Consider the following 15,377-nt stretch of genomic DNA (forward strand, 5'->3'; position numbering starts at 1 on the left):
CTAAGCTTGAGAATCAAAAAATGATTTTTTAGCAACCTTATTTGTTCCACGTATCTCACTACCAGAGTAGTTCATTTGCTCGTTCTGAGGTCGTAAGGAACCCATTGTCAGATTGACAAATTGTAGTGATTGGAACACGAGTTTTTGATTTAAATCGTTTTGTTTTTTTAAGTCATTGACAATTTGCAATAATCGATTGCGAACAGCTGAGAGCGTGTCTTTTTCAGTCTGTTGTTCAGCGGCCTCGATGACATCAGCGACAGTTGCTTTGTCAGTTGAAGCAAATCCTTTTGCCCCAAGGTAATCCGTTACCTGTTTCTGACGCTGTTGCTCGAGCTTATCGATGGCTGCTACATGTGCCTGCTCATCCTTGAGCATTTGGTCCAGTGCTTCAATATCGCCAGCTGTAATGATTTCAGTTTTTTTTATAGCTAATTCAAGTAAGCTTTTATGCATTCTTTCTAGTTTTGTTAGTGTAGAACAAATCGTTTCTACAGACATATTGCGAAGCACCCTTTCTGAAATTCCTTAGAAACGATAATATTTCAGCATATCTTCTGCCACTTTGCGAGCGTCTACTTTGTATTCACCAGATGCGATATCTTCTTTTAATTGTTTTACGCGGTCTGCACGCTCTGTGTTATATGTTGAAATCCCTTGCATCTCTTGTGCAGTCTTTGAAATTTCGATTTTATCTGTGAAGGATGCCTTGTTAGTGCTTGATTTTACATTGCGCACCTGATTGTTATAGGCGTTCACTGCATTAATACCATATGATGTAATTTTCATGTAATCCCCCCTGTCTAAAAGCTTATCTTACTATTATTTCGGATTGTCTCACATAATGTTAAGTTTTCAAATAGAAAAAAGTGTGCTAATTTTGTTTAAAATTAACACACTTTAGACCTATCAATTATGCCTCGGTATAATTGCAATATAAGATATCAGCCTAAAATCATCGCTTCCAGGCGATAACGGCTAACTGACCTGGATCACGCACAAAGCCGATTCCAGGCGTTTTCACAGGATGTGAAGCTCTTAGCCTGAGTTCCTCTATTTCAGCGGGTGTTTGGACACTCACTGAAATAAGTTAACGTTTTCGGTCTGCATGATAGGTTACACGATCACGATCTGCCACACTGTCACGGAACTCCTTCGCTGCCTCAAATGTACGTAAATCCGCCTTCAATTCATCCTGACATTTTGTACAAAGCTTGCCTGTTGTCGTTAAGTGACCACAGTTATCACATGGGTAGCCAAGATTCGGGAACATTGCAGGCTGTAAGCGTCCTTTGCGTACCCATTTATACAACAGTTCCTCTTCAGCTCCTGTTGCTTCAACAATACGTTCTACTGTCGCCGCACGGTTTTCACGTTTACGTAAAAAGCGATAAACGATTTGATATAATTCTTCTTCTGATTGAGCGCATTTATGACATACTTCTCTGACCCCTATATAATTAAAAAACTCATTACATTTCGGACAATTGCGAACCTCTGCCATCTTTCTTCCTCCTCTTAAATCAATTGCGCCTTGGCGTAATTCCGTCTGGATTTTGAATTGTGCCGGGCACCATTCATTCCTTTCAAAATCCGTGACATCCGCCGGAGGCTTTAGGCCAACGTGATGTTGGTCACTCAGTCGTTGCCACAGGACGTGGCGTTCTTAGACTGAGTTCCTCATTCAGTAAGTGTCTGAATGAAGATAATAACAGCTAAACGAACCTTATTTACTCGTAATCTATTATACACAATGCATTAGCATTTTCATCCATTAATTAGTGTGAAGCTTTTGACATTTTCGGCGCCTGCATTTAATAAAACCTCAGTAGCATGCCTTAAAGTCGTCCCCGTCGTTTTTATATCGTCAAAAAGAAAGTATTCTTTATGCTCTACATGGGCTCCATCCATCAGACGGAAAAGAGATGCGACTTGGTTTCGCTGCTCTCTATTTTTGGAGCTTTGCGTTTCTGTCGTCGTCTTTTCTAAAAGTTGTATAAAAGGAATATTCGCAGCCTTCAATAACTCCTCCATATGCGAAAATGTACGTTCCCTTTGCTTAACGGGGTGCATAGGAATCGGTATAATGGTTACTTTTTCATGCTTCAATCGTGCATGTAGCTCCTGCCGAAATACTTTAGCAAGTGCAACATCCTGAAGAAATTTATATTGGTGTAAAAAGTCTTTCATCGCATCATTATATTGGTAAAGTGCCGTTGCTGTTGAGGAATATTCAAACTGAGCAGAGCACCTATCACAGATAGTTGGCTGAAATTGTTTTGTTAAAAGTAGTTTCCATGAGATTGCTGATTGCAAAGGCTGTGAGCATAATAAGCACAGTGTTTCAATTTTATTCATGATAAAAATCCTTTCTTATTGTAATAAAGAATTTTTGTCCGAGCATCATCCATTTCAGCCGTAATCCCATGATGAAAAAATTCGACGTCTCCCTCTGCAAAATCAGCATTTCGGCCAACTCGCCCTGCGATTTGTATGAGTGCACTTGAAGTAAAAATGGTCGATTCTGCCCCAATCACTGCAACCTGTACATTCTTGATCGTAATCCCTCTTTCTAAAATAGTCGTAGTCAGTAAACCTGGCACTTCTTTATCACGTAGTTTAAGCACCTTCTCTTTACGCTCCGGATCTTCCGCATGTACTGCCATGATGCTGTCATCTAATAATTGAAAAAGAGGTGTTGCTATTTTCATTAACTCTACTTTTGGAAAAAATAATAGAAATGGCTCTTTGCGTGCAAGGCGCTCCTCTGTCCATTGTTTTAGCTTTCGAGGAATTTTCCCTCGTTTCAAGCTTTTTTCATAGCGCCATAGGGAATGAAATCGAGGGACTGGTAATGGACGATCATGATAGCGCTTCGGGATAAATGAATAGCTTTCATTTTGATACTGAGTAAGTAGTTTAGGAGAAGGGGTTGCCGTGACCAACAATAGTGGCGCACTTTCTGTTTTTGACTGTTGGACTGCATTTTGCAACGTTTCATCAAATGTATACGGAAAGGCATCAGCTTCATCAACAATCATGACGTCAAACGCTCGGTCAAATCGATAAAGCTGGTGTGTTGTCGCCAACACGAGCTGGGCGTAGCCCTCCTGCTTTGGTGATTTACCATATAATGCATGGATTATCGTTTGCGGGAAAACTTTTTGAAAGCGTGGATATAACTCTAACACTACATCTGTACGAGGCGTAGCGATACATACTCGCATGCCTTGCTCTAACGCATAATGAACAGTCGGGAAAAGTAGCTCTGTTTTACCCGCCCCACATACCGCATGCAAAAGATGGGAGCTCCTTCCCTTCACACTTTCTAGCATTTCATTTGCCGCCCTCTGTTGAAGCACTGTCAATTGCCCCGCCCACTCGAGTGAATGCTTTTTTGTCCTAATTGCGCGAGGGCCTGTCCAAATCATCAATTGTGTACAACTACTCACTCTGCCCATATTCAGACAATGCCTACAATATATACATTGCTGCAGACACTTTGAACAATCAAACGTTGTAAATTGCTGAAGATCTTCATTATGGCAACGATTGCATTTTACATGTAGCTCTTTTTGAATTCCTTCTATTATATGGAAGTATTTATTCTTGATTGATTTCTCAATATCTTCCTTGGAAAATGGGGCATGCTCCTTCAACCAAATACGTCCTTCATGGAAATCTCGTAATGCAGGTGGCAACAACCAACCTTTGTATGTCATCGCTTCGCTCCCTTTCATGTCGTTTTTTTCGGTAAAAAGTTTCTAAATAAAAAAAACAGCCTCTACACATTTCCTGTAGAGACTGTCTCACTTACTATTATTTTTTTGCCCAACCTAGACCCATTGAGCCTTCACCTAAGTGTGTGCCAATAACGGGACCGAAATAGCTCATTTTAAAGTTAACGTTCGGGTAGGTTGCTGCTAGTTGTGCTAGCCATTCTTCTGCTTCAGCCAGGCAATTCCCGTGGATTACAACAGCGTCCATTGCTTCATACTTTTTAGCATCTTCAGCTAGTAGCTCTTCCGCACGCTTTAATGCTTTTTTACGTGTACGAATTTTTTCAAAAGGTACAATGACCTTGTCCGCAAAATGCAGAATCGGTTTTACTTGTAATAAGCCGCCGATTAATGCCGCTGCTGCAGACAGACGTCCCCCACGTTGTAAGTGCGCTAAGTCATCTACAATGAAGTAAGCACGAACTGATTGCTTCATGTCCTCCAACGAAGCGTGAATCTCTTTTGCAGACAAGCCCTGAACCGCCAATTCAGCTGCTCGTAGAACGTAAAAACCCTGCACCGCACAGGATATTTCACTATCAAAAGCGGACACATCAATGCCTTCCACCATATCGCCAGCTTGAATGGCCCCCTGATATGTACCACTGATACCACTAGATAAATGAATAGATATTACCTCATCATACTCTTTTGCCAGCTCTTCAAAGAGAGCGACAAATTCTCCAATTGGAGGCTGGGTTGTTTTCGGGAATTCTTTTGCCCCACGTACTTTATCATAAAATTCAGATGCCGTGATATCTACTTCTTCTTCAAAAAGTTGACCTGAGATATTTACACTTAACGGAATCATATGAATGTTTAAGCGTGCTCGTTCCTCAGCCGAAATATATGCAGTACTATCTGTTACGATTGCTGTCCTCATCCATGTCCACTCTCCTATTCTAACTAGTTTACAATCAATTGCGCCTCGACGCAATTGTTGAGAAGATAAAAAGAAATGAATATGAAATGAATTACGACATAACGTAATCTTGTCTAAGCGTCGAATAGGAGGAAGTCGCTTCACTCTTTCAACATTCTAGACAACTGCTAAATTAATCAATTATGCCTCGGCATAATTGGGTCCGAAGCTTTAACTTAGCATTCATTTCACATTCATTTCTTATATATAAATCTCCCCATAACCAAACGAGGTTGATTTCCACCCTATTAATCCTTCTTTGAATAAAAAAAGGCTCATCACCATAAAGAGGGGTTGATTTCCTTTCTTATGAAGCAAGTCCAATAAGCAGTTAGGCGTGATGCTTTTTGCCATCGTTACTACTGCGCTCGCTCTAGGGGCTTGTCTTTGACGCTAATGCCCAGGAAATCGCCCAACCTCAACTTTTAGTGATTAGCCTGAATGAAGAGATCCTCATTTTTATTTGCCAGTACTTGATTTCGTGTCGTCCATATAAAAGACGCTAGTGACCTTCCAGTCCCCATCTTCTTTGACGAGTACTGTAACTTGTTGTCCTGCACTTTCATGCTTCACATTTGTTTTAGTTTGCACTAAATGTAATGTTATATTGGAATGGACCTGTGCTTCATTTTCGTTATATTTTATGATTGTCGTATCTTTAGCATCTCGTTTAACGTCTGACTCTTTAAATACTTCTGTCGTGAATTCTTTTTCTTCATCATAGTCGAAACCTTTTGGATTCTTCGAGAGCGTTTGCATATAACGATCAATATCTTTTGAATTAAAAGTTTCAATATATTCATTAAAGGCTAGTAAAATTGCTTTTCCTTCATTAGCAGGGACATTTTCTGCCTTCGTTATTTGCCCACCATTCATTTCAAATCCGACGGTTCCATCATCAATGATTTTTTGTCGTTCTTCTGCATTCATTTCATCTTTTTTATTACCACAGGCAGTTAACATTAATAAAGTAAGAACTGCTAGAAAACTTTTCTTTAACATCAAAAAACCTCCCGCGCATATTGTAGCATATAAATCCCGTTGTAGGAATTTTGTTGTGTATTTTCAACATTTAGGTGCTATATCTTCCTTATGACGCCCACGCTTATAAAATGTTGCACTAAATCAATTATGCCTCGGCATAATTGCGTCCGGAGTCGGCTTTGTGCTTGGGCCTGCACGATGCAGGTCAGTTAGCCGTTATCGCATGGATGCGATGGTTTTAGGCTAACATCCTATGTGAACTCCTTTCCGATTTCCGTGACATCCGCCGGAGCTTTGGGCCAACGTGATGTTGGTCACTCAGTCGTTGCCACAGGACGTGGCGTTCTTAGACTGAGTTCCTATATTTCAGCGGATGTTTAGATACCCACTGAAAAGTAACTTAAAACCTCATTCATCTCACCACATATAGAGGTAGGAGATGAATGCTGAAAGTAGTTTATCGTTCTCTATGTATAAATTGTTACATTTTTCGACAATTCATTCCCATAAAAAAAACTGTTTTAAAAACTACTAAATAATATAGTAGCCTTTAAAAACAGCTATCAATTATACCTCGGCATAATTGCGTCCGGAATCGGTTTTGTGCTAGGGCAAAGAACTCCTTTCCGATTCCGTGACATTCACCAGAGGCTCTAACTTCTTACAATTCTCCTGAAAGAAGTTACATACAATATATGCTATTAGCGTACTTCAACCCAGCCATTTTTGATGGCTGTAACAACAGCTTGTGTACGGTCGTTTACATTCATTTTTTGTAAAATGCTTGAAACGTGGTTTTTAACTGTTTTTTCAGAAATGAATAGCGTCTCACCAATTGTACGGTTTGATTGTCCATCTGTTAATAATTGTAACACTTCACATTCACGCTTTGTTAACAAATGGAATGGGCGACGAATTTCTGTTTGATGGAAGTTACCTTTATTTTCATGCTCAGAAAGGCGACGGAATTCCGCTACTAAATTTTTAGTTACTTTTGGATGTAAATAAGATCCACCATTGGCAACTACTTTAATAGCTTCAACAATTTCATCCGCATCCATTTCTTTCAGCATATAGCCTAGTGAGCCAGATTTTAGTGCGTGTGTTACGTATGTTTCATCATCATGGATAGAAAGCATAATAACCTTTGCATCTGGGTACTCATTAATTAAATCTGCTGTTGCCTCTACGCCATTTTTCCCCGGCATATTAATATCCATTAGTACAACATCAGGTTGATTTTCAGCATATAAAGATACTACATCCGTACCATCATCACCTTCTGCTACCACATCAAACGTATCTTCAAAATCTAAAATACGCTTTACTCCTTCGCGGAATAGCTGGTGATCGTCTACAATAATAATCTTCGTCATTTGTCTTTACCCCCTAAATTTCCTCAAACAATCGTTTTATTCTACTTCTAACGGAATTTTAAATACAACCGTCGTACCTCGATTTATCTCACTTGTAATTGAGATTGTCCCATCCAAAATTTCAATACGTTCTTTCATACCTAAAATCCCAAAGGAATGGTCTTTAACTTTCTGGGAATCGAAACCTATGCCATCGTCCTTTACAACGATATTTACGGCATCTTTCAACCACTCAAGCTTGACCCAAATATCCTTACATTTTCCGTGCTTCATGGCATTCGTTACACATTCCTGCACTAAGCGGAAAATAGATACTTCATAGTTTGATGGTATACGCTTTTCGGTGCTTCTTGATTGGAAATGAACCTCAACACCCGGATTATATTCAGTCACTGTTGATAAGTACTTTTTTAATGTCGGAACAATTCCCAAATCATCAAGTGCCATTGGTCTTAAATCATAGATGATACGTCGCACCTCTGATAATGCATTACGCACCGTTTTCTTTAAATCAGCAATTTCTGCCAAAGCATATTCAATGCCCTTTTCACGATACGTTCTGTCTATTAAATCAGTGCGCATTAGTACATTTGCGAGCATCTGAGCAGGTCCATCATGGATTTCCCTAGATAGACGTTTGCGCTCCTCTTCCTGCGCCGCAATGATACGTATACCAAAATCTTGTTTCATTTTTGCTTGTTCAAGTGCTAAACCAACATTTTTTAAATCTGAAGTTAAGTAATTCAAAACGACATTTACCTGATTGACAATATGATCTGCACGTTCAATCGTATCGAGTAATGCTCTTAACCTTCTCTCCAAATCATCTCGTTTATCACGTAGTTGCTTTTCCTGTGTTCTAATAACGGAGAGCTTCACTTGAAAATCCTGTGCAGTTTCATACGCTTCTCTAACTTGTTCTTCGGTATAATTATCAAAAGCTTTACTCACTAACACAAGTCTTTGCTTGGCAAGCTGTGTGCTTTTTTCTAAAGCATCGCCTTCATCAATAACAATTGAAACTTGTTTTCGAACAATTTCTAGCTCTCTTTGCATATCTTCGAAGCTTCTACGGCTTTGCTCACTTATAATAAAGATATCGTCCTTTGAGCTCATGATTGTTTCTAACATTCGATTAAATATGTCATCAAGCGACTTTAAATCGAAGGTATCATTTGAAAACATAGTATACTCCCCAGTCTAATGTCTTATGATTACTTACCATTTCAATAGACCAATTACATAGTCTACACCCATTATATCATCCCACTGTTAAAATTTAATGCTTTTTCTTTATGAAAATTATAGAATAGAAGTCAAATAGAACTCTACCTAAAAGGAGATTGGTACGGATGAGAGAAAACTATTTAACAGTAAAAGGATACGGCGAAAGCGAAATTGTTATTTCTAAATCTCGCTTTCTTACTTATATAGAACGCGCAGAAACGGAAGAGGATGCAATTTCTTTTATTGAACGTATAAAAAAAATGCATCATAATGCGACACACAATTGTTCAGCCTATATGATTGGTGAGCATGATCATATTCAAAAAGCAAATGATGATGGGGAACCTAGTGGCACAGCTGGCGTCCCTATGTTAGAAGTCCTAAAAAAACAAGGATTAAAAGATACGGTCGTTGTCGTCACACGCTACTTTGGTGGCATTAAGCTTGGCGGTGGCGGTCTCATTCGTGCTTACGGAAAAGCGACAACAGAAGGTTTACTCGCTGCCCAGGTTGTCGAACGAAAGCTTCATCATTTTATGAAAATTTCCGTTGATTACACATGGCTTGGCAAAGTGGAAAATGAAATTCGAGGTTCTTCGTATACTTTAGAGGAAATTCGCTATTTGGAAGGCGTCGACATTATTGTATCCGTGTTAAAAGAGGAGGAAGAACAGTTCCGAAACTGGGTAACAGAAATGACAAACGGACAGGCGAACATTACGTTTGAGAATGCTCAATTTATTGAATTTATTGTAGATAAATAGTTTTAATTGCCGAAACTATTTATGCATAGTATAATTTTAACGTTAAGCTATTTTATAAACTGCCTATTTATTACATGTATTTGCATAAATTTTAGTTTAATCGTAGTATAATCCCCATAACTTAGAGGAGAATATAAATGAAAAATAAAAAGTACAAAAAGAGGTCTTCTAAAGCTTCCTTAATTATAAAAGTATCTTTACTTCTCATTGCTAGTTTGGCAATCTGTGTTACTGCTTATGGTGTTTATCTTACTAAACAAGTAAAACATGCAGCTGACTCAGCATATGAAAATTTAGATGGCCGCGAAGTTTCTGCACTTCGCGAAAGTAAAGTAGAGCCGATAAAGGATAATGTATCTATCCTATTTGTCGGCGTTGACGATAGTGATAATCGTGGGCAAGGTTCTGATCATTCACGTTCCGATGCACTAGTATTAGCGACATTAAATAAAAAAACGCATACGATTAAAATGCTAAGCATTCCACGTGATTCATACGTTTATATTCCAAAAGTAGGCTATAAAGATAAAATTACCCATGCACATGCTATGGGTGGTACAACGACAACAAGGGATACAGTTGAAGCATTATTAGATGTCCCAATTGACTACTATGTACGAATGAACTTCAATGCATTTATTGACGTAGTTGATGCTTTAGGTGGCATTGAAGCTGAAGTACCTTACGCTTTACACGAGTTAGACGAATTCGATAAGTTTACAATCAACCTGAAGCCAGGTATGCAGCATTTAAACGGTAGTGAAGCACTTGCACTTGCAAGAACACGTAAACAAGATAGCGATATTGAACGTGGTAAACGTCAACAAGAAATTCTATCAGCTATTATCAACAAAGTTGCTTCTGTTGGTTCGATATCAAAATACGATGATGTCATTAAGGCAATTAGCGACAACATGAAAACAAATATGAAATATGATGAAATGAAATCCTTCTTATCTTATTTAACAAAAGGTGTACCACGCATCGATACTTTAAATTTAGAAGGCACTGATGATATGTCTACTGGCGTATATTATTACCAATTAGATCCTGCGTCAGTTAATGAAGTAAAAGAAACTTTGCAAAACCACCTTGGCTTAGATGAAAATTCAACAAGCCTCACAAATAACGATACTGACAGCGATTCAAGTGAAGAATCTTCAGTAAATAACTAGCTTAACTTATAGCCTTTCCACTTTCATTTCGTGGGAAGGCTTTTTTTATGGAATCCTATGGAGTATTGCTTTCGCGGGGATCCGCTTCTCTTCCGCGGGTATTTACCTTCCTTTCGCGGGTATTCGCCTCTCTTCCCCGGGTATTCACCTTCCTTCCGCGGGTATTTACTTCCCTTCCGCGGGTATTCACCTTCCTCCCGCGGGTATTCACCTTCCCCCGCGGGAATTTACTTCCCTTCCGCGGGTATCTCTTCCTCATCCAAGGATTTATTTCTCTTCCGCGAGCATCTCTTCCTCGCCCCAGGATCCGCTTCCCTTTCGCGGGTATTCACGTAAAATCGTGCCAAAAAAGTCGACAAAAAAAGCAATCACACAAAATGTATGATTGCTTTCAATTTATTATTTATTAAATATCCGTACAAAATTCAATAATGGTTTATAGTTTTTACCCGCGAGTCCAATGACTTCAACCAATATTTCAATTGCTGTTAAAATAACTGCTACGAGTAAAATTGCACCCCATACTTTTGCCATAGAGAAAATAACTGCTGCTAAACCAAACATTATTGCAATCCCATAAATAATGAGCACTGTTTGTCGATGTGTAAAGCCCATATCTAGTAAACGGTGATGTAAATGTGATTTATCAGGATCAGACCATTTTTTCTTCATGCGTACACGACGAACAATCGCAAAGAATGTATCAGAAATCGGCACACCTAGGATGATAACTGGGATAATTAATGAAACGACTGTAACATTTTTAAATCCAAGCAATGCGAGCACCGATATCATGAAGCCAAGGAATAAGGCTCCTGTATCTCCCATGAAGATTTTCGCTGGGTGGAAATTGTAAAATAAAAATCCGAATGTTGCTGCTGCTAAAATGGCTGCGATCGCTAATACGAACATATTGTTCATAATAATTGCCATGACAGCTAAAGTTATAAGGGCGATCGTTGAAACGCCTGCCGCTAGACCATCTAAGCCATCGATTAAATTAATGGCATTGGTAATACCAACAATCCAAATAATTGTTAAAGGAATACTTAGCAATCCAAAGTTTAATTCACCTACAAATGGTAGGGTAATCATATCAATTTGAATGCCACCTACAAAGATAACGATAAGTGCCGCAATAAGCTGGCCAACTAATTTGGCCTTTGCGGAAATTTCACGCATATCATCTACGACACCTGTTGCTACGATAATGCAAGCACCAATAATAATTGCCAGTAAAAAGTTACTACCATTTTCATTGATTATCAAAATCGGCTGAAATATAGCCACAGCTATTAAAAAAGAAAGGAAGATCGCCAATCCCCCGAGTCTTGGCATAATTCGTGCATGTACTTTTCGGTAGTTTGGTGCGTCGACAGCACCTATTTTGAACGCTAATCGTTTAACTAGTGGAGTTAACAATATTGAAGCAACAAATGCTGCTATTATAGACACGTAGAGCATGTCTCTCCTCCTCAAAAAATAATCTACATTAAATCCAAATTGATTATAGCACGAACCGGCGCCGAAATATACTTTTTCTATTTATTTTCCACCATTTCACAAATATTTTCCATCTTTTGCAGATTGGAAGAATGCTGTATGCCAAATGTAGTCACCATACGTAAAATTTGATAGAATAATGTAGTGTCTAGCAGTTAGACAACATTAAAGGAGCGTATATTTCATGTTCTCAATTTTCAAAAGTAATAAAGAGCAAACGAGTGCTCGTCAATTAAAACGCTACTATAAAATAGTAGAACAAATTAATAGTCTCGAAGAAAAATATGTTAATAAGTCAGATGCAGAATTAAGAGAAATGACTTTTATTTTCAAAGATCGCTTACAACAAGGTGAGCCTATTGTATCCATCATCCCAGATGCATTTGCGGTTGTACGCGAAGCCTCAAAACGTGTATTAGGAATGCGTCATTTTGATGTACAGCTTATTGGTGGTCTTGTTTTAACTGAAGGCAATATCTCTGAAATGCCTACAGGTGAAGGTAAAACGCTAGTTGCTTCCCTTCCCTCTTATGTACGTGCATTAGAAGGCAAAGGTGTTCATGTTATTACCGTCAATGATTACTTAGCGAAACGTGACTTTGAACTAGTTGGACAGATTCACCGTTTCCTTGGTTTAACAGTTGGTTTGAATTTACCAATGATGGAAGCAGACGAGAAAAAGGAAGCCTACAATGCAGATATTACATATGGTGTTGGAACTGAATTCGGTTTCGATTACTTGCGTGATAATATGGCATACAGCTTAGCTGATAAAGTACAGCGTCCTTATCACTTCGCCATTATTGATGAAGTAGATAGTGTACTAATCGATGAGGCAAAAACACCACTGATTATCGCTGGTAAAATGCCATCTAACGATGAATTACATCGCATCTCATCTATGTTAGCAAAACGTTTCAAAGTAGATGAAGATTATGATTTTGATGATGAAACAAAAGCTACTTCTCTAACAGATAAAGGTATTGAAAAAGTTGAGGCTGCATTCAATATAGATAATCTGTATGACTTAGAGCACCAATCACTTTTCCATTATGTTATCCAAGCCGTTCGTGCTCATGTCATGTTTGAACGTGATGTTGATTACATCGTAAAGGATGACAAAATCGAGCTTGTTGATATGTTCACAGGTCGTATTTTAGAAGGTCGTTCACTATCTAATGGCTTACATCAAGCGATTGAAGCAAAAGAAAATGTAACGATTACCGATGAAAATAAAGCACAGGCACAAATTACAATTCAGAACTATTTCCGTATGTATCCGAAGCTTTCAGGGATGACAGGTACTGCGAAAACACAGGAAAAAGAAATTCGAGAAGTGTACGGCATGGAAGTTATTCAAATTCCAACCAATCGTCCACGTCAACGTGTCGATCAGCCTGATGTTATTTTCAACAAGCAAGAAGATAAATATAAGTATGTAGCCGCTGAAGCGAAACGTCGTCACGAAAAAGGACAACCCGTCTTAATCGGAACAACGTCCATACTGCAATCTGAAACAGTTGCCGATAGCTTGAAAAAAGCAGGCTTAAAATTCCAATTGCTAAACGCTAAAACAGTTGAGCAAGAAGTTGAGCTGATTTCTCAAGCAGGTCAAAAAGGGCGTGTTACAGTAGCTACCAATATGGCTGGCCGTGGTACAGATATTGTGTTAGGCGAAGAAGTTCATGCACTTGGAGGTCTATATGTTATCGGTACCGAAAAGCATGAAAGCCGTCGTGTAGATAATCAGCTTCGTGGTCGTTCAGGTCGTCAAGGCGACGTAGGTGAAAGTCGCTTCATTCTCTCTATTGAAGATGATATGTTCCGTCGCTACGCAAAAGAAGAAGTTGAAAAATTCTCTGCAAAAATGGTTGTCAACGATCAAGGCATTATTCAAAATAAAGATGCTCAAGAACTCATTGACCGTACACAACGAATTGTTGAAGGTTCCCAATACGGTATGCGTGAATACAACCTAAAATTAGATGATGTTATCAATGACCAACGTACAGTTATTTATGGTCTACGTAACAAAATCTTAGCTGAAAATGACTTGATGGGCGAGCTTAAAAAAATGCTTCGTGAAACGATTGAATTTGCTGTTCTTGACGCTGCACCAGAAGAAGTAAATTCTGTTGAATGGAATTATGATCAAATGGAGAGTTCTCTTAACTCACTATTCATTACACCTGTCACAATTAACCGAGAAGTGGGCAGAGTAAAACAAATTTTAGAAGACATTAAACCTTCTGAACAAGAACTGCTCAATCATATAGAGAAATTCGCTGAAAATGAACAAGTACTAGAAGTTCTGCCACAAATCATGCTTAGTTTCATCGATAGTGGCTGGGTGAAACACTTGGAAGTAATGGCTCATTTAAAAGAAGGTATTGGCTTACGTCATTACCAGCAAGAAGATCCAATGCGAATTTACCAACGCGAGGGACTTGAGTTGTTCGGTAAAAATTTCCAAGAATTACGTCGTTCGATTATTATAGAAATTACCGGCTTCATGAAAAAAATTGACGCACAACAGGAGGTACAATAATGGGCTTATTCTCATTCTTTAAAAAATCAGACAAAATCGTTCAAGAAAACACAATTGACTCAAAAGACTTACTAGGAAAAGCTTCTACAAATACAGGCGATAATCGCGATGTTGAAACAAAGCTTTCATTCCATCCAGATTGGGATGTACCACAGGAGCAAAAATACATTTTCAACTTCCTAGCAAACGAACTCGAACCATTAAAACCAAATCAATTATCTCTTTCTTCTATTAGTATTGAAGAAAACAAACGTAAATGGCATGTTCGCGCATTTTTCCGCTCATCTTTACCACAAGCAATCGAGCTAGGAGAAATCGAGCTTTTCATCATGGATAAAAATGACGAGCTAGTAGCATCTAAAAAATTCGATTTCAAAGCACTTGGCACAATTCCAGCAGAAAGCGCTCGCCCATGGGTATTTGAATTCGATAAATCTGCAATTAAAGTAGACGAAATCCCTGAAGATGGCTGGAAAATTGCCTTCAACCTCGTGTCCCTTCGCGGCCACCAATTAGAACTTGACCCATCATGGGAAAAACAACTACCAGCAGCTCAAAAAGAAGAGCTAGCAAAAATCGTCGAGACTTTACCAAAACTAGGTGAAACTGAAGTAAACTTCACCGGCCTACAAGCAAAACTAGCTGATAACGGCAACCTAAATGTATCGATTTTCATCCGAAACGGACACAATAAAGCTATTAATCTAGAACAATTACCACTAGAAATTGTAGATGCTACAGGTAAACAAATTGCTAATGGTTCATTCAACATGGATCCAGTATTAACTGTACAACCAAACTCAACGAAACCTTGGACATTCGTCTTCCCTGCAGAACTTGTTGATGCAAAAGACGCCGACCTATCTCGTTGGACAGCACGCGTAACACAATAAACTATCGAAATCCCTTCTTTTTTAAAAAAGAAGGGATTTTTTTGATCTGCCTTGTGCAGGTGTTTCTGCTTCGTGTGGGTGCTCGCTCGTCTCGCGGGTATTTGCCTCTCTTCCGCGGGTATTCGCCTCCCTTCCGCGGGTATTCGCCTCCCTTCCGCGGGTATTCGCCTCCCTTCCGCGGGTATTCGCTTCCCTTCCGCGGGTAT

At 39.0% G+C, this 15,377-nt stretch carries 14 protein-coding genes; 4 read left to right on the forward strand and 10 right to left on the reverse strand.

Going from position 1 to position 15,377, the window contains the following annotated elements; genetic code table 11:
• The 9 genes from AC3WSK_RS09340 to AC3WSK_RS09380 all read right to left on the reverse strand — a co-directional run bounded on the left by AC3WSK_RS09340 (window position 1) and on the right by AC3WSK_RS09380 (window position 8,246).
• The gene (locus AC3WSK_RS09340) at window positions 1–501 is read right to left on the reverse strand and encodes a flagellar protein FlgN (protein ID WP_079559478.1); all 501 of its coding nucleotides are present in this window, start codon (window positions 499–501) and stop codon (window positions 1–3) included.
• A gap of 27 nt (window positions 502–528) precedes the next feature.
• Window positions 529–789 (reverse strand): flagellar biosynthesis anti-sigma factor FlgM, encoded by a 261-nt coding sequence (flgM, locus tag AC3WSK_RS09345; protein ID WP_079559477.1) that lies wholly within the window; start codon window positions 787–789, stop codon window positions 529–531.
• Between the two features lie 301 nt (window positions 790–1,090).
• On the reverse strand, window positions 1,091–1,504 hold the full coding sequence (locus tag AC3WSK_RS09350) for a TIGR03826 family flagellar region protein (RefSeq protein ID WP_197139767.1): 414 nt from the start codon (window positions 1,502–1,504) through the stop codon (window positions 1,091–1,093).
• Between the two features lie 263 nt (window positions 1,505–1,767).
• Window positions 1,768–2,358: a ComF family protein gene (locus AC3WSK_RS09355; protein ID WP_427481742.1), complete on the reverse strand. Its 591-nt coding sequence runs from the start codon at window positions 2,356–2,358 to the stop codon at window positions 1,768–1,770.
• The gene (locus AC3WSK_RS09360) at window positions 2,355–3,740 is read right to left on the reverse strand and encodes an ATP-dependent helicase ComFA (protein WP_492411819.1); all 1,386 of its coding nucleotides are present in this window, start codon (window positions 3,738–3,740) and stop codon (window positions 2,355–2,357) included. Before AC3WSK_RS09360 ends, AC3WSK_RS09355 begins: the two co-directional genes overlap by 4 nt.
• A 79-nt stretch (window positions 3,741–3,819) precedes the next feature.
• The gene (locus tag AC3WSK_RS09365; RefSeq protein ID WP_492411822.1) at window positions 3,820–4,662 is read right to left on the reverse strand and encodes a DegV family protein; all 843 of its coding nucleotides are present in this window, start codon (window positions 4,660–4,662) and stop codon (window positions 3,820–3,822) included.
• 498 nt (window positions 4,663–5,160) lie between these two features.
• Complete coding sequence (locus tag AC3WSK_RS09370; RefSeq protein ID WP_427481737.1) at window positions 5,161–5,703, reverse strand: nuclear transport factor 2 family protein; 543 nt, start codon at window positions 5,701–5,703, stop codon at window positions 5,161–5,163.
• A 683-nt stretch (window positions 5,704–6,386) separates the two neighbouring features.
• Window positions 6,387–7,061: a response regulator gene (locus AC3WSK_RS09375; protein ID WP_079559471.1), complete on the reverse strand. Its 675-nt coding sequence runs from the start codon at window positions 7,059–7,061 to the stop codon at window positions 6,387–6,389.
• A gap of 36 nt (window positions 7,062–7,097) precedes the next feature.
• On the reverse strand, window positions 7,098–8,246 hold the full coding sequence (locus AC3WSK_RS09380) for a sensor histidine kinase (RefSeq protein ID WP_079559470.1): 1,149 nt from the start codon (window positions 8,244–8,246) through the stop codon (window positions 7,098–7,100).
• Window positions 8,247–8,413: 167 nt separating this feature from the next.
• On the opposite strand from AC3WSK_RS09380, the gene AC3WSK_RS09385 reads away from it, so the two are divergent.
• Window positions 8,414–9,052 carry a YigZ family protein gene (locus AC3WSK_RS09385; protein ID WP_492411825.1) on the forward strand — a complete coding sequence of 213 codons (639 nt, stop codon included), beginning with the start codon at window positions 8,414–8,416 and terminating at the stop codon, window positions 9,050–9,052.
• Window positions 9,053–9,189: 137 nt separating this feature from the next.
• On the forward strand, window positions 9,190–10,227 hold the full coding sequence (locus tag AC3WSK_RS09390; protein WP_492411827.1) for an LCP family protein: 1,038 nt from the start codon (window positions 9,190–9,192) through the stop codon (window positions 10,225–10,227).
• Window positions 10,228–10,626: 399 nt separating this feature from the next.
• Here AC3WSK_RS09390 and AC3WSK_RS09395 read toward each other — a convergent pair whose 3' ends face one another.
• Window positions 10,627–11,691 (reverse strand): glycosyltransferase family 4 protein, encoded by a 1,065-nt coding sequence (locus tag AC3WSK_RS09395; RefSeq protein WP_079559467.1) that lies wholly within the window; start codon window positions 11,689–11,691, stop codon window positions 10,627–10,629.
• Between the two features lie 223 nt (window positions 11,692–11,914).
• On the opposite strand from AC3WSK_RS09395, the gene secA2 reads away from it, so the two are divergent.
• Together secA2 and AC3WSK_RS09405 are read left to right on the forward strand one after the other, a co-directional pair.
• On the forward strand, window positions 11,915–14,278 hold the full coding sequence (gene secA2 / locus AC3WSK_RS09400; RefSeq protein WP_492411829.1) for an accessory Sec system translocase SecA2: 2,364 nt from the start codon (window positions 11,915–11,917) through the stop codon (window positions 14,276–14,278).
• Complete coding sequence (locus AC3WSK_RS09405; RefSeq protein ID WP_079559465.1) at window positions 14,278–15,171, forward strand: accessory Sec system S-layer assembly protein; 894 nt, start codon at window positions 14,278–14,280, stop codon at window positions 15,169–15,171. The genes secA2 and AC3WSK_RS09405 overlap by 1 nt, the downstream gene beginning before the upstream one ends.
• Window positions 15,172–15,377 lie beyond the last annotated feature (206 nt).

The sequence above is a fragment of the Lysinibacillus sp. EB271-A1-10B genome (genome assembly GCF_058791335.1).